Genomic DNA, 17595 nt, shown 5'->3' with positions numbered 1-17595 from the left:
ATTTTAGAGAATTAAAAATCGTTTTTCTTACTGTATTACTAAGTTTATTGCCTGAAAACCTATCTACTGTATAATTTTTCCTCTATTTTTTTGTCATATTGAAAAAAGATGCTTATACTTGTAGTCAAATTAACCATAAGTAATTAATTTTTTTTGTGATTCTGTTGTTGTGTTCGAAAGGATAATCTAAACGGATTTAATATTCTAAATAAATAAAATGAAAAAAAACTACTCATTATTATTCTTATTAACTCTTACAGCTTTAGTGGCTCAAGCACAGACAGTCTGGAAAAATGTACAGATTGGGGGTACGGGTTTTGTCACAGGCATTGTTGCAAGTAAAACGGAGGCAAATTTAAAATATGCACGTACTGATGTTGGAGGAGCATATAGATGGGATACCGGCAGTAATACTTGGATTCCTTTGCTGGATTGGACGAGTACTGGACAAGTGGGTTATCAGGGAGTAGAATCGTTAGCTATAGATCCGCAAAATAATAATATTGTTTACATTTTGGCTGGAACGGATTATTTCAATAATGGCAAAACCGCAATTTTGAAATCAGTTGACAGAGGAAATACTTTTACAGAAACAATTGTGACATCGCAATTCAAAGCGCACGGTAACGGTATGGGGCGTTCTAATGGAGAACGATTGGCTGTTGATCCTAATAATTCGAATGTGCTGTTTTGCGGTACAAGACGTAATGGATTGTTTAAAAGTACTGATGGTGGTTCAACTTGGGAGAAAAACAGTGCGCTTCCAGTGACTACTACTGCTAATGATAATGGAATCTGTTTTGTAATATTTGACCCAAATACTGTTTCTGGCGGAAGCACACAGACTATTTATGCAGGAGTTTCCAGAACAGGAGCGTCAAATCTTTATAAAAGTACTGATGGCGGTGCTTCATGGACAGCGGTTGCCAATAGTACAACTGCTTACATGCCACAGCGCGCAGTTCTTGACTCTAACGGAACATTGTTAATTACCTATGCAGATAAAGAAGGACCTTGGAATCCTGGCAGCGGACAAATCTGGAAATTGAATTCGACAGGTACATTGACTAACATAACGCCTGCAGGTGTTACTAAGCCTTTTGGAGGAATTGATGTTGATCCTGCAAATCCTCAGCGAATTGTAGCCTCAACTATGAATACTTATTTACTGCAGTACACGCCGTCGGGTGGCTCTGGAGTTTATGGAGACCGCTTTTTTTTAAGTACGGATGGAGGAACGACTTGGAAAGATCTGGTTGGAACATCGGGGATTAAAATGATGGACAATGGCTGTACTTGGATTTCTGGATCTTCGGCTTCTATTCATTGGACGGGAGACATAAAATTTAATCCGTTCAATACAGCGCAGGCAAGTGTAGTTTCCGGAAATGGGATATTTACTTGTGATGACGTCAATGCTGTACAGACTACTTGGAAGTTTGATGCCAAAGGCCAAGAGGAAAGCGTGCCTTATGATTTAATAAGCATTCCTTCAGGTCCTGCTTTGAGCGTTATTGCCGACTATGATGGATTCAGGCACACAGATGTTTCGGTTTATGCCTCGCAGTATGTTCCTACTATGGGATCGTCCACAGGACTTTCCTATGCAGCCGGCAATACAAATAAATTAGTCAGACTGGGAGATAAAATGTATTATTCTTCAGATCAAGGGACAACTTGGACTTTGACAGCAGCTGCGCTTAAAGGCAATAAAGGCAGTACTGCATTGTCTTATGACGGTACAAAAATGCTGCATTGTCCAGAGAATGCTAACGCAGTATATTACAGCGCAGATAATGGAACGACTTGGACTGCCTCTGCGGGAGTTAATTTCAACACTGTTCCGGTATCAGATCCTGTGACTAATAATAAGTTTTATGTTTATAATTCTGGTAACGGCGATTTGATGGTTAGTACCAATGGAGGTTCTAGTTTTACTAAAGCGGGCAGTGCTGGTTCCGGAGGATCAAAGATAATACGTTCAGTACCAGGAAAGGCAGGTCATCTTTGGATTGCGAAGAATAATGGAGGATTAATCCGTACTATCGATGGCGGAGTAACTTATACTACACCATCAGCTGCGGTAACTGCTGCATCTGCGGTTGGAATTGGGAAAGCAGCTCCAGGAGCAAGCTATCCTACGGTATATATTTGGGGTACCGTAAGTGGTGTGACTGGAGTTTTTCGATCGATTGACCAAGGGCTAACTTGGGAAAGAGTCAATGATGATCTTCATCAATATGGCGGAACTGGTAACGGAAATTTTGTAGTTGGTGATATGAACGTTTATGGGCGTGTGTATATGAGTACCGTGGGCAGAGGAATAGTTTATGGAGATAGTGATCCCACTTTAGGAGTTGATGATTTTGGGAATCCTGCAGATGGTAATGAATTAGGGATTTTTGTTAAGCCAAATCCGGCCAAAGAATATTTTGAAATTAAATTACCCGAAAACACTTCGGATGATTCGGTGAAAGTAACAGTTTATGATGTTTTAGGAAGGATATTGCTTCAGAATAGTTATGAAGTTCAAAATAATACTGTAACTATTTTATTGAATGGAATTTCCATTTCAAAAGGCGTATGTATAGTAACAGTAAAAACAAGTCAAGGAGTATATTCATCTAAAGTATTGAAAGATTAATTCTTAAGTGGCTAAGAGATTAAAATATAAGTTTAGATTTTAAAAAGAGAGTTTTGGTTAGTTATTTAAACTCTGACCCGATAGCCTGATTAACTATCGGGTCTTTTTATATATAACTATTTTGGGATAGCTTATCAGAAGTATTAACCTAGCCTAATGGCTGATATTTATTGGAAATAGAATAAAAGTAAAGTTCAAATACTTGGAATTTTAAACTAAAACTCAAAATTAAATCCTTTTTGAGTCAGCTTCTCATAAATGGCTTGATCGAATTTATATAATTGTGCGGCACGATGGGAAACATCCTGTTGTTTTTCATCTAATGGCACGAGTAGCTTCATGTGTAGTATTTTTCTGCGAAAATTGGATTTATCCATCTCAATCCCTAAAATTTCTTCGTAAAGATGCATGAGCTGCAGCAAAGTAAATTTTTCAGGTAACAGGTTAAAACCTAGTGGAGCTTGACGAACTCTGTTGCGAAGATTTTTAATACTAAAGTCTAATATTTCATTATGATCATAAATTAAATCAGGAATTTCATTAATCTTATACCACTTGGCATCTGAAGCTGTAAAACCAGCCTTTATGTCATAATCTTCTCTTTTTACCAAAGCATAATATCCTATAGTGATAACCCTTCTTAAGGGGAAGCGATCGGGTTCTCCAAATGCTTTTAACTGTTCTAGGTAAATGTTATCCATCCCGGTAAGCTCTGCTAACAGTCGGTGGGCAGCTGCATCTGTACTCTCTTTCTTTTTTATCCATCCTCCCGGTAATCCCCATTTTCCTTTACTAATACCTTCTGCATGTTCGACCAAAAGCACTTCTAGTATACCATTGTCAAAACCAAATATAACACAATCAATAGTAATGGCATTCATCGCAGACTGCTCTGCATTTTGAATTGAATCTTTATCGATAATTTTCTCACTCATAGCCTTACTAAAAATTTTTGGCAATTTAATAATTATTTTAACATTTATATGGCATAAACCTACAAATATTAAAAAAGGGTTTTACAAAAAAGGCTTTTTGTGGAAAAGCTAAAAATTTCATGTTTTTTGTATTATTTGTTGATCAATTTGCTGTTAATCAGTCTTATTTTCTAATATGTGTGTAATCTAAAACCTTTATTTTATTTCTTCATAAACTATCAAATCAATAATTTCACAACTAATTTTTCATATTATCAATAATTTAATTTTAAATTTTTGTTAATATGAAAAATACATCGTATACTTGTAGTCAAATTAACCATAACGTTATGGTTTTTTTGACCAAAAGAGTTATGGTTTTTTTGACCAGAAGTACAAAAGTAGTATTAAGTTGCACATATTAAAAAGAAGATTATGTTTTTTTTAGGAATCGATTTGGGAAGCTCATCTATAAAATTATCAGTATTTGATGCAGATAAAAATAGTACCGTTGTTTCGGTAACTGCTCCTGAATTTGAAATGGATATTATAGCGCATCAATTTGGATGGGCAGAACAAGATCCTAATAAATGGTGGGAATATTTAAAAGATGGCATTCACTCACTTAGGTCAAAACATCATATTGATTTAAAAAAAATTGCTGGAATTGGGATTGCCTATCAAATGCATGGGTTAGTCCTAACGGATGAAAATATAAATCCTGTTCGCTCGTCTATTATTTGGTGTGACAGCAGGGCAGCAGTTATTGGGAATGAAGTTTATGATAGAATGGGACACGAATCCTGTCAGCAGCAGATTCTTGGCAGTCCTGGGAATTTTACTGCTTCAAAATTAAAATGGGTTCAAACTAATGAGCCAGAGGTTTTTCAAAAAGCGGCCTACATGATGCTTCCTGGGGATTTCATCGCTGCAAGACTTTCAGGAAAGGCTCAAATAAGTACTTCGGGCTTATCGGAAGCCGCTTTATGGAACTTCTCGAAAGGAACTTTGGCAACCGAAGTGCTGAATGCTATGGAACTTCCAGTTGATAAGATTCCTGAAATAGTGCCTAATTTTGGTTACCAAGCAACAATTCATCCAGAAGTAGCATCAGAGTTAGGTTTTAATTCGGATGTTAAAATTACGTATCGTGGCGGTGATCAGCCTAATAATGCTATGTCACTGAATGTTCTGAAACCCGGCGAAATTGCAACTACAGCGGGTACATCTGCAGTAGTCTACGCAGTCAGCAATCAGGACATTTACGATAAAGAAAACCGTATTAATACTTTTTTGCATGTAAATAATACCGAAACCGAAAAAAATAACGGGGTGATGCTTTGTATTAATGGTTCAGGAATTTTATACCAATGGCTCCGCAAAATTATGTCGGTAGATAGAACCAGTTTAATTGCTTATGACTCTCTTAATGCTGAAGCAGCAAAAGTTGCAGCAGGAAGTAATGGCTTGCGTTTTTATCCATTTGGCAATGGTGTTGAACGTATTTTTAATAATAAAAATGTCAATTCTGGTATTCAAAATCTAAATTTTAATATTCATCAGTCGGGACATCTTATCCGTTCAGCTTGTGAAGGAATTGTTTTTGCCATGAATTATGGTTTCGATGTTATGAAATCAGTTGGGGCATCAGGGGAAATTGTTAGAGCAGGCAATACTAATCTTTTTTTAAGCCCTGTTTTTAGAGAAATTTTCACGAATACTACACAAACTACATTAGAATTATATAACACTTCGGGGTCTGAAGGAGCTGCAAGAGGAGCTGCGTATGGTTTTGGCTATTATGCTTCTTTGGAACAGGCTTTTGAAGGTTTAAAATGTATAGAAAGAGTTGAGCCAAATCCGATATTGACTTCTCAGTATCAGGAAATTTATCAAGAATGGAAAAATAATATTAAAATAGAATTATAGAATGAGTACAACAACAACACAATCGTATTTTAAAAATATCGATACTATAAAATTTGAAGGTAAGGACAGTTCTAATCCTTTAGCTTTTAAATGGTATGATGAAAATCGCATAGTAGCAGGTAAAACTTTGAAGGAACATTTACGTTTTTCTATGGCTTACTGGCATACTTTATGTAACACCGGAGGCGATCCTTTTGGTGCTGGAACCGAAACATTTGAGTGGAATAAAAGCGAAGATGTTATTCAGCGTGCCAAAGATAAAATGGATGCCGCTTTTGAATTTATGACTAAATTAGGAATACCGTACTATTGTTTTCACGATATCGATATGGTTGATGATGCGCCTACTTTGGAAGAGTTTGAACAGCGTGTAAAAGCTCTGGTTGCTTACGCAAAAATCAAGCAGGAAGAAACCGGAATCAAATTATTGTGGGGAACTTCAAATTTATTTAGCAATCCTCGCTATATGAACGGAGCTTCTACAAATCCAAATTTTGATGTAGTGGCTTATGCGGCAGCTCAAGCTAAAATTGCTATTGATGCAACAATCGCTCTTGGTGGTGAAAATTATGTTTTCTGGGGAGGTAGAGAAGGCTACATGAGTCTTTTGAATACTGATATGAAAAGAGAATTGGAGCACATGGGACGTTTCTTGACTATCTGCAGAGATTATGCCCGCAAACAAGGTTTCAAAGGAACTTTTCTTATTGAGCCAAAGCCAATGGAACCAATGAAACATCAATATGATTTTGATGCGGCTACAACTTTAGGTTTTCTTCATAAGCACGGGCTTCAAAATGATTTCAAACTGAATTTAGAAGTAAATCACGCAACACTTGCAGGACATTCTTTCGAGCATGAATTACAAGTTGCTGTTGATGCTGGAATGTTAGGAAGTATTGATGCAAACCGCGGTGATTACCAAAACGGTTGGGATACAGATCAATTCCCTGTTGATGTTTTTGAAATTGCACAATCAATGCTGGTTATTCTTGAAGGCGGAGGAATTCAAGGCGGAGGAATAAACTTTGACGCAAAAGTAAGAAGAAACTCAATCGATATCGAAGATAAATTTATTGCACACATTGCTGGAATGGATGTTTTTGCCAGAGGACTTATCTGTGCAGATCATATTTTAAAAAATACAAAATACAAAGAATTACGTTCACAACGTTACGGTTCGTTTGACGTAGCGAATGGTGCTAAATATGAAAGTGGAGAATTAACTCTGGAAGATCTTAGCGCTATTGCACGTGCAAACGGTGAGCCTAAACCAATCAGCGGGAAACAAGAATTATTTGAGCAAATTATTGCCAATGCATATTAACTTAGATTAAAAACTTACTAACAACAAATTTAACCAAATTATTAATTATTATGAAAAGCAATTACTGTATTAAAACAACAATGCTCCAGTTTTGCATGGTGCTGTTGCTTACCGTATTTTCTTTGCAGTCTGGTTTTGCACAACAGCAATCCAGATCTGTAAGCGGAAATGTAAAATCGACAGGAGATAACATGGCGATACCTGGTGCAACTATTACAAATGAAGCAACAAAAAAGGCTGCGTCAACAGATTTCGATGGAAAATTTACTTTAGAAGCAAAAACTGGAGATGTACTTGTATTCAGTTTTATGGGGTTTAGAACTCAACGCATCACACTCGGAAATCAAAATACAATCAATGTTTCGCTTCAGACAGAAGTAGCTGACCTTAAGGAAGTTGTGGTTATAGGTTATGGTTCGATGAAGAAAAAGTTGGTAACAAATGCGGTTACTCAGGTTACTGGTGAATCTCTTGCAAAAACAAATACTACCAATGCACTTCAGGCACTTCAAGGACAAGCTGCTGGGCTACAAATTACTTCTACTTCAGGGCAGCCTGGAGAAGGTTTAAATGTGGTTATTAGGGGAGTTGGTTCTACTGGAGGAAGTACTCCTCTGTATGTTGTAGACGGAATTCTTACTAGTGATATATCTTATTTAAGCAATTCAGATATTGAATCTATTTCTGTTTTAAAAGATGCCGCTTCTGCAGCTATTTATGGTTCGCAGGCTTCTAATGGAGTTATCTTGGTATCAACGAAGAAAGGGAAACGCGGTTCTGCAGGTAAAATCACTTTTGATCAATATTATGGTATTCAATCTGTAGCTAGAAAAGTTGATTTGCTAGATGCGACAGAATATGCTACTATTTTAAATGAAGCCTCAGTAAACTCAGGTAAAGCTCCTTATTTTACAAATGCTCAAATTGCAACCTTAGGTAAAGGTACTAATTGGATGGACAAAATGTTAGTTGACAATGCAGCTACTAAAAATTTTGCATTCGGTGCTTCAGGAGGATCAGATAATTCTGTTTATTCAACATCATTGTCTTATTTAGGGCAAGAAGGAGTTGTGGGAGGTAAAGATTTATCAAATTATGAGCGCTATAATTTTAGATTCAATTCAGAACATAAATTATATAAGGATGTAGTTACTTTAGGGGAAAACGTAAGCTTTGCTTATATTAATAAAAACGGTATTGGTGTTGGTAATCAATATAATAATTCTTTAAGAAGTTCTTTTCAAACAACTCCATTATTACCAATGTATGATGACAATGGGGATTATTTTGACACAACTAATAGTACTGAACCTTGGTTAGCAGGTGTTGCAAATCCATACGCAACAATGGTCTATAATAATCAGAATGAAAGTAATAACCAAAAATTATTGGGGAATGTTTATTTACAGATTGAGCCGATCAAAAATTTGACATTTAAGACCACTTTAGGTCTTGATTATTATGCTGGTGAAAATCATTCGTATTCTCCTGAATATCAGTTGTCAATTTATGCATTTAGCAGATTTGACAAAGTCTTTCAAAGCATGAATAAGGGTAAAACACTTACTTGGGACAATTTAGCAACTTATAAATTTAAAGTTGCCGAGAATCATCATTTTGAAACTATGTTAGGTACATCGTCGATTAATTACGATGGAACTTCTATGAGCAGTAGTAATACGGATGCTGTATATAGTGATTTAGATCACGCTTGGATAAATAATACTACTAATAAAGATGGATCCAAAATAGCAATTCGCGGTGCAAAAGAAGAGACTAAAAGAATGTCTTATTATGGAAGATTGAATTACGATTTTAAAGAAACGTATTTAATTAATGCAACTTTTAGAATGGACGGTTCTTCTATTTTTTCTAAGGAAAATCAATGGGGTTATTTTCCTTCAGTATCTGCTGGTTGGGTTGTGTCAAACGAAGCATTTTTGAAAAACTCAAAAGCTATAAACTTTCTTAAAGTAAGAGCAAGCTGGGGACAGGTTGGAAATCAAAATGCAAGGCCTTTTCAATATTTATCACCAATAAAAACAGATTACACTAATTATATATACGGAGATAAGGAAGGTGTTCTTACACCGGGTGCTTACCCTAATAGATTAGCAAATCCAGACTTAAAATGGGAAACCTCAGAACAAATAGATTTAGGTTTCGATGCTAAATTCTTAGACAATGCCTTAAGTGTTACTTTTGATGCGTATCAAAAAACCAATAAAGATTGGATAATTTTAGCACCAGTATTGGCTACTGCCGGTGCTGATGCACCTTATATTAATGGAGGAGATGTAGTTAATAAAGGTTTAGAATTATCATTGCAGTATCAGAATAAAATTGGAGAATTTAATTATAGTGTTAGTGCAAATGGTGCTTATAATGAAAACAAAGTTGGAAAAATACCAACAGAAGATGGCATTATTCACGGACTTAGTAATGAACTTTACGATAATGCCGGCGAATTTTATAGAGCAGAAAATGGTCATCCTTTAGGATATTTTTGGGGATATAAAACAGGAGGTGTTTTTCAAAATCAAGCAGAAATTGATAACTACAAATCAGCAAACGGTGTAGTATTACAGCCTAGTGCGTCTCCTGGAGATATTATTTATCAAAATCTTAATGGAGATGATAAAATTGATACTTTGGATAAGACGGAAATTGGAAAGCCTAATGCAGATTTTACTTATGGTTTTTCTTTAGCAGCAAATTATAAAGCTTTTGATTTTGTAGTTATGGCAAATGGTGTAGCTGGAAATCAAATTGTGCAGTCTTATAGAAATCAAACAGGAGCTTATGGCAACTATACAAGTGAAATATTGAGTCGTTGGCATGGTGAAGGTTCTTCAAATTCAATGCCGAGAGTTACTGAAGATAATAGAAACTTCACTCAGTTTTCAGATTTATATATTAAGAATGGGGATTTCTTGAGAATTAGTACAGTTACAATAGGGTATGATTTTGCAAAATTGAAACTAGGAAAACCATTTTTTGCAAGCCAATTTAGACTTTACTTTTCAGCATTAAATCTATATACTTTTACTAAGTATAATGGTATGGATCCTGAAATAGGATTTGGTTCCTCAAATAATGATCAAAGATTTTCTTCGGGTGTTGATGTAGGATACTATCCAAGACCAAGAACATTCATGATGGGATTAAATGTTAAACTTTAATAAATAAAATAATGAAAAATACATATCTATATATTTTCTGTTTGAGTTTATTGTGTCTAAGTTCTTGTAGTTTAGAAACAGAACCTATTGTTGACCAAACAGATACGAATTTTTACAAAACTACGGCTGATGCTAATTCTGCATTAGTAGGGTGTTATGATGGATTGCAGGTTGCGACGGGAACTAGCGGTGGTGTTGGTGTTCCAGTGATGAGTGAAGTGATGTCTGATGATTGTTTCGGGGGAACTGGAGCTTCAGATGGATACAATTATGCACTTATAGATGAATTTGACCCTGCACGCTCTCCTTCAGATGTAGATTTGCTGAATAATAACTGGATTGCATATTATAAAGCGATTTATCGTTGTAATGTTTTCTTGATGAAAATGGATCAAATTGATTGGAAAGGAGATACAGCTTTAAGAAATACGTATGAGTCCGAAACTAAATTTATTAGAGCCTATATTTATTTTGAAATGGTACGCATATGGGGTAATATTCCTTTATTGACAGTTCCTTCTTCTGAAAATATCCCGCAATCGGATCCAGAGGCGGTTTATAAAGTTATTGCTGAAGATTTAGTTTTTGCTTCAAACAATCTGCCTGCCGTAGCATATAGCGCTACAGTTAATGGACATGCTACAAAATGGGCAGCAAAATCTTTATTAGGCCGAGTATTTTTATATTACACAGGTTATTATGGGAAAACTGACTTAGCAGGTGTTGTAACTAAACCTCAAGCCTTAGGACACTTAGAAGATGTTATCACTTCTAGCGGACATGGTTTGGTGGATGATTTCTCAACATTATGGCCAGCAGCTTCTGGTAATAAATATGCAGGAGAAAGTAATAAAGAAAATGTATTTTCTATAAAATATACATACACTAGTGATTATAACGGAAATACTGATGGTAATGCATGGATGGTTATGTTTGGAATGAGAGAGTTTTCTTCTTTCCCGTATGCTCATGGATGGGGAGTGACAGTTAACTCGAAATTATGGGACGCTTACAATGCCAATGATACAAGAAGAGCTGCAACTGTAATTGGAATTGAGGAAGAAAGTATTCCATTTGATAAGATTAATAGCCAGCGTGAATATACAGGATATTATAACAAAAAATATTCACCGATGATTAATGAAGCTGGAGTAGAGCTTCCAATTGCGATGGGGAGTGCGTTTTGGGATATTAGTCAATTCCAGGATTATACTGTAATGAGATATGCTGATGTTTTATTAATGGCTGCTGAATTAGGAAGTGGTAATGCTCAATCTTATTTTGATCAGGTTAGACAAAGAGCCTATAAAGCTAGTTTTGTAACTCTTCCAGTAAATCAAACTAATATACTGAAAGAAAGACATTTAGAATTTGCCCTTGAAGGAATTAGATATTATGATTTATTGCGTCAAGGTATTGGTGTAGCATCTTCAACTATTGCAGAAACTACAACTTTGCTAAGTGGCGGTGTTGCTGGTACAAAAACAATTTCGGCAGCTAAAATACAAGCTACTCAAGGATTGCAGCAAATCCCTAATACACAAATTACTTTGTCTGGAGGAGTTTTAAAACAAAATGCTGGTTGGTAATTTTAACTAAAATTTAAAAAAAATGAAAAAGACTAAATTATTAATTGCATCATTTTTGATGTCGATGGTACTACTGGTATCATCTTGTTCGCCTGATACTTATTCTTTAGACGATACGATCGATAAATCGGATATATCTTTTGATGTTACTCAGGATTTTGTAACTAATCCTGGAGGGAATGTTATAAAGTTAAAAAACTTAACGCCGGATATTATTCCTTATTGGAGCTATACTGATAGCAAAGGCAATGAGATAGGGCATTCTAATTTGAGTGAGACTACTATTTCGTTGCCATTTGCTGGCACATATAATGTTAGTCTTACGGTTTTTGGACAAGGTGGTTCAGTAACTTCTACTAAAGTAATAACAGTTGAAAAAAATGATACAAGTTTATTTAACGATCCAAGATGGAATTTACTAACCAACGGAGTTAATGGTAAAACATGGGTTCTGTATATGACTGCACCTTTGGAATTTATTGGGAAACCAGCATCATATGAAAATATTGAAACAAATGGTCATGGTTGGTGGCCAATTCTTTCTGATATTTCTTGGGCAGGTCTAGAAAACAAAGATTGGGGCGAAGTTACTTTTGATCTTGATGGAGGTTATAATGTTTCAGTAAAACAAACAGATCCAACAATCGGAAGTACTGTACAACAAACTAAAACAGGAACATTCAATCTTAGCTTGACAGAGGGTTCAAAAAATGACAGAATCGGTTTTAATGGAGGAACAGAAATGTTACATCCAAATGAAGCAAGTTATTTTAGTACTTCATTTAGCTTTACAAATGTACAAATTGTAGAACTTACTGAAACCACTTTGGCTATCATTGCCATCAGAGCAGATAAAGATTATATGATTTATCATTATGTGGTGAAATAAATTCAATACTAATCTAGTTTTGAATAGATACCATGTAAGAATTATGCATTATCAAGAGCTAGTAGTCAAATACTACAGCTCTTGATTGCATATTCAAAAAAACAGGTATTTAAAAATTAAATAAAGATTAAAAAATAATTTAATTTATTGGTAGGTAGTTGTTTACACTTTAATTATATTTAAGACATTATAATTTTTATTGAATGAAAAATATACGCAATTTTATACAAGTGTTGTCACTATTGGGAATTACAGTCCTAGTAATGTCGTATACTGGGAAAGAAAAAGAAACTATTTGCAATTCCAGAAAAACGGCATTCAATTTAGGTTGGAGTTTTCATTTGAACGACAGTATAAAAGATAAAGATACTATTAACAGCTCTACAGCTTGGAGAACATTAAACTTGCCGCACGATTGGAGTATCGAAGGTAAATTTGATGAAAAAAGCGCTGCCGGATATGGCGGAGGCGCTCTTAACGGAGGATTGGGATGGTATAAAAAAACGTTTAAAGTTGCTTTAGAAAACAAAGAAAAAATCACGGCGATCGTTTTTGACGGAGTGTATAAAAACAGCCAAGTCTGGATTAACGGACATTATCTTGGGAAACGACCAAATGGTTATATTGGTTTTCAATACGACCTTTCTCCTTATTTAAATTACGGAGATAAAACCAATGAAATTATCGTTAAAGTTGACAATTCAAAACAGCCTAATTCACGCTGGTATTCCGGTTCAGGAATATTTAGAAACGTATGGTTAGAAACAACCGATAAATTACATGTTGACCAGTGGGGAACATACATTACAACCCCAAAAGTTACTGCCGATAAAGCTTCGGTAAAAATTGAAACTGCAGTTAAAAATCAAAATTCAGTTTCCAAAAATGCGATAGTCACTACGGCTATTTTCAAAAATGATACTAAAGTAACTTCGGTTACCCAAAATATAACAATTGCAGCAAATGCAAATCAGGTTCTCAATCAAGACTTAATTGTTAACAGCCCGATTTTATGGTCTGACGAAAAACCGGAACTGTACACTGCGGTTACCACAATCAGCATTGATAACAAAATTGTTGACGAATATAAGACCAGCTTCGGAATCAGATATTTCAAATTTGATCTAAACAAAGGCTTTCTTTTAAACGGAAAACAAGTCAAAATCAAAGGTGTCTGTATGCATCATGATTTAGGACCATTGGGTTCGGCAATCAACACTAGAGCAATTGAGCGCCAGTTGGAAATTCTGAAAGAAATGGGAGTGAACGGAATCAGAACTTCGCACAATCCTCCTGCACCAGAGCTTTTAGACCTATGTGACAAAATGGGTTTCATCGTTATGGATGAAGCTTTTGACATGTGGAAAAAAGCAAAAAATAAATTCGATTACAGTGTAGACTGGGATAAATGGCATGTTAGAGATTTACAGGATCAGATTCTTCGTGACCGAAATCATCCAAGCATCTTTATGTGGAGTATCGGAAACGAAATTCCAGAACAATGGAGTGATGAAGGGCCGGTTATTGCCAAAGAATTGTCAGCAATTGTAAAAAAACTGGACACCACAAGATTAGTAACAGCAGCAATGAATCCTGCCGTTAATATGAAAATTGATGAGGTAACACTGCAGTTTGAAAAAAACGATACCTATTTCAATAAAATAGCAGCTTCGGGAGCTTTGGATATTATCGGTTACAATTACGCCCATCAGACATTTGAACATCATCAAAAAAATTTTCCAAATGTTCCTTTTATAGGTGCTGAAACTACTTCGGCTCTAGAAACTCGCGGCTATTATGATGCCGTTTCAGATGTCAATAAGAAATGGCCGGTACGCTGGGATAAAAAATTTACCGAAGGAAATCCAGACAATACCGTATCAGCTTATGATCAGGTTCAGACTCCTTGGGGTTCAACACATGAAGCGACTTGGAAAGTGATTAAAAAACACGATTTTCTTTCCGGAATGTACATTTGGACTGGTTTCGATTATATAGGAGAGCCAACGCCTTATGAGTGGCCGTCAATCAGTTCGTATTTCGGAATTGTAGATTTGGCAGGTTTCCCAAAAGATGTTTATTATATGTACCAAAGCGAATGGACGAACAAAACCGTCCTTCATATTTTCCCGCATTGGAATTGGACAGAAGGTCAAAATGTAGATGTTTGGGCATATTATAATAATGCTGATGAGGTTGAATTATTCTTAAACGGAAAATCAGTTGGAACCCGAAGCAAAAAAGGAGATGATCTGCATGTAATGTGGAGAATTCCTTTTCAGGCAGGAACTTTAAAAGCAGTTTCGCGCAAAAACGGAAAAACAGTTTTAGAATCTGAAATAAAAACTGCTGGAAATTCTTCTCAATTAAAATTAACAGCCGACAGAAGCACAATAAAAGCGGATGGATATGATTTGTCTTTTATAACGGTCGATATTACTGATGCCAATGGCGTGCTTTCGCCAAAAGCAAATAACGAAATTCAGTTTTCATTAAAAGGAAACGGAAAAATTGTGGGAGTATGCAGCGGTGATCCGGTAAGTCACGAATCGTACAAAGGTTCAAAACACACTGCCCTTAACGGAAAATGTTTAGTCGTTGTTCAGTCTGCTGCTAAAAGCGGTAAAATTGAATTAACAGCCCAAGCAAACGGATTAAAACAGAAAACAATTATAATTACAGCAAAATAAATATTTAACTAATAACCAAAAATAAACACAATGAAGAAAATACAGTTAGCTTCCTTATCGCTTTTTATGGGCTTTGGTTTGCTGCTTTCACCAAAAGCTTCGGCACAAATCCAGAATGCGGATGTGTTAAACGCTCCAATAGATGTCAGCAAAGATTTTGAGAATTATTTGAACACCTTTTATTTTGCTGATGAGTTGGCAAGTTTCGATCCTGCAACAGGAAAAGGAACTATAAAATACCTGCGTTACAATTACCAGACACGTCAGGCTTTCAACAATATGATGATGAAGCCGGGTGTTGTTCCTGCTAATGAATTTCCAACGACAGAATACGAAGTTTCTCCTGAATTACCTTTTGAAATTCAGTTTGTGTCGGATCGTTCTATCCGTATCAAAACCACTTCAGGACCACAATTTCGTCCACAAAAAGAATCATTGATGCTGATTAACGGAGTTGCTCCGAATCACCCTGAATTATGGAAATCTTCCAAAATTGAAGGAGGATATAAATACACGAGTAAACATGGTTCTGTTGAAATTTTGTCAAAACCATGGCACGTAAAAATTTATGACGAAAAAGGGAAACTGCTAACAAGTACACTTCATAATTCTGATTTCGCAAACGGTTATACACCATCACTTCCGTTTTCATATGTACGCAGAAACAGCGATTATTCTAGAAGTATGGGAGCTGCTTTCAGCTTAGAGCCGGACGAAAAAATATTTGGTTGTGGTGAGTCTTTCACTCAATTCAACAAACGTGGTCAAAAAGTAGTTTTATGGACAGATGATGCAAATGGTATTCAGAACGAAACGATGTACAAACCAGTTCCGTTTTATATGAGCAGCCGTGGTTATGGAGTTTTCATGCATCATTCAACACCTATTACAGTTGACTTTGGAAGATATTTTGGTAGTGCCAATGAAATGTACATTGGTGACGACGAAGCCGATTTGTTTTTCTTCATTGGTGAACCAAAAGAAATTCTTGATGAGTACACTAATTTAACAGGAAAAGCAGCAATGCCTCCGCTTTGGTCATTTGGTTTCTGGATGAGCCGTATTACTTATTTCTCTGAAAAAGAAGGCCGTGATGTTGCCAGAGATTTACGTAAATACAAAATCCCAACTGACGTAATTCACTTTGATACAGGCTGGTTTGATGTAGACTGGAGAAATAACTACGAGTTTGCAAAATCCCGTTTCCCTGATGCACAAAAAATGATGTCTGATTTGAAAGACGACGGATACCATGTTTGTCTTTGGCAGTTACCATATTTTACTCCAAAAAACACCTTGTTCAATGAAATCATGGACAAAAACCTGGCAGTAAGAGACCGCAAAGGAAATCTTCCTTATGAAGATGCTGTGCTGGATTTTTCAAACCCTGAAACAGTTAGCTGGTACCAAGGAAAACTGAAAAAATTATTTGATCAGGGAGTTTCTGTTTTCAAAGTAGATTTTGGAGAAGCTGCACCACCAGAAGGAATCTATCATTCTGGGCGTACAGGTTTTTACGAGCATAATTTATACCCATTGCGTTACAACAAAGCAGTTGCCGAACTTACTCAAAAAGAAAAAGGTTATACTTTAATTTGGGCAAGAAGCACATGGGCAGGAAGCCAGCGTTACCCATTGCATTGGGGTGGTGATGCCGAAACTTCAAATGGAGCAATGTCAGCCGAATTAAGAGGCGGACTTTCATTAGGATTAAGCGGTTTCAGTTTCTGGAGTCATGATGTGGGAGGATTTGCAACAAAATCTCCAGAGAATTTATACAGAAGATGGGCTCCGTTCGGAATGTTTACTTCACACGTAAGAAGCCACGGTGAGCCTCCGCGCGAACCTTGGTTATACAGCAAAGACTTCTTGGAAGGATTTAGAAAAGCAGATAATATGCGTTACGAATTAATGCCGTATATCTACGCTCAGGCTAAAGAAAGTTCTCAAAAAGGACTGCCGATGATGCGTGCTTTGTTCTTGGAATATCCAAATGATCCAGGAGCTTGGTTAGTAGATAATGAGTATTTATTTGGTTCAAGTATTTTAGTAGCGCCACTTTTTGAAGAAGTTACTGAGAGAGACGTTTATCTTCCAGCAGGAACTTGGATTGATTACCAGACTAAAAAAGTATACCAAGGCGGATGGCATAAAATTCAGGCAGGCGAAGTGCCAATCGTAGTTTTAGTAAAAGACGGAACTGCACTTCCTCATATTGGATTGGCTCAGTCTACCAAAGATATGGATTGGAGCAAATTGACATTAAAAGTGTATGCTTCTGATGCTGCAACAACAGCTGAAGCTAAAGTTTTCTTACCAGAAGGCGATGCTGTACAGACTATTAAAGTTGTCAAAAAAGGTAACAATTTTGAAACAGCATCAAATCCGTTAAACGGAAAAACCACTTTCAAAACGGAGTGGGTAAAATAAT

The 17595-nt window shown here is 36.1% G+C and carries 9 protein-coding genes; 8 read left to right on the top strand and 1 reads right to left on the bottom strand.

Annotated features, from left to right (window positions below; translation table 11 throughout):
- Positions 1 to 217 precede the first annotated feature (217 nt).
- Positions 218 to 2644: a T9SS type A sorting domain-containing protein gene (locus C8P67_RS15250; RefSeq protein WP_115814031.1), complete on the top strand. Its 2427-nt coding sequence runs from the start codon at positions 218 to 220 to the stop codon at positions 2642 to 2644.
- 215 nt (positions 2645 to 2859) lie between these two features.
- Here the strand turns inward: C8P67_RS15250 and C8P67_RS15245 are convergent, their stop codons facing one another.
- A complete protein-coding gene (locus C8P67_RS15245; RefSeq protein WP_115814030.1) occupies positions 2860 to 3579 on the bottom strand; it encodes an NUDIX hydrolase in 720 nt (239 codons plus the stop codon).
- Positions 3580 to 3993: 414 nt separating this feature from the next.
- On the opposite strand from C8P67_RS15245, the gene C8P67_RS15240 reads away from it, so the two are divergent.
- The 7 genes from C8P67_RS15240 to C8P67_RS15210 all read left to right on the top strand — a co-directional run bounded on the left by C8P67_RS15240 (position 3994) and on the right by C8P67_RS15210 (position 17594).
- A complete protein-coding gene (locus tag C8P67_RS15240; protein ID WP_115814029.1) occupies positions 3994 to 5487 on the top strand; it encodes a xylulokinase in 1494 nt (497 codons plus the stop codon).
- A 1-nt stretch (position 5488) separates the two neighbouring features.
- Positions 5489 to 6814: a xylose isomerase gene (gene xylA, locus C8P67_RS15235; protein WP_115814028.1), complete on the top strand. Its 1326-nt coding sequence runs from the start codon at positions 5489 to 5491 to the stop codon at positions 6812 to 6814.
- Between the two features lie 50 nt (positions 6815 to 6864).
- On the top strand, positions 6865 to 9996 hold the full coding sequence (locus C8P67_RS15230; RefSeq protein WP_115814027.1) for a SusC/RagA family TonB-linked outer membrane protein: 3132 nt from the start codon (positions 6865 to 6867) through the stop codon (positions 9994 to 9996).
- A gap of 11 nt (positions 9997 to 10007) precedes the next feature.
- Entirely contained in the window at positions 10008 to 11585 is a 1578-nt protein-coding gene (locus C8P67_RS15225; RefSeq protein ID WP_115814026.1) for a RagB/SusD family nutrient uptake outer membrane protein, read from the top strand.
- Between the two features lie 22 nt (positions 11586 to 11607).
- Positions 11608 to 12474, top strand: coding sequence for a hypothetical protein (locus tag C8P67_RS15220; protein ID WP_211319920.1), 867 nt, complete (start codon positions 11608 to 11610; stop codon positions 12472 to 12474).
- A gap of 203 nt (positions 12475 to 12677) precedes the next feature.
- Positions 12678 to 15164 carry a glycoside hydrolase family 2 TIM barrel-domain containing protein gene (locus tag C8P67_RS15215; protein WP_211319919.1) on the top strand — a complete coding sequence of 829 codons (2487 nt, stop codon included), beginning with the start codon at positions 12678 to 12680 and terminating at the stop codon, positions 15162 to 15164.
- Positions 15165 to 15194: 30 nt separating this feature from the next.
- Positions 15195 to 17594, top strand: a complete 2400-nt coding sequence (locus tag C8P67_RS15210) for a glycoside hydrolase family 31 protein (protein ID WP_115814024.1) — start codon at positions 15195 to 15197, stop codon at positions 17592 to 17594.
- The last annotated feature ends 1 nt before the right edge of the window (position 17595 follow it).

Source organism: Flavobacterium aquicola (assembly GCF_003385115.1).
Taxonomy (GTDB): Bacteria; Bacteroidota; Bacteroidia; order Flavobacteriales; family Flavobacteriaceae; genus Flavobacterium; species Flavobacterium aquicola.
The sequence above is the reverse complement of the archived record's forward strand: the minus strand, read 5'-3'. Positions and strand labels throughout refer to the sequence as shown.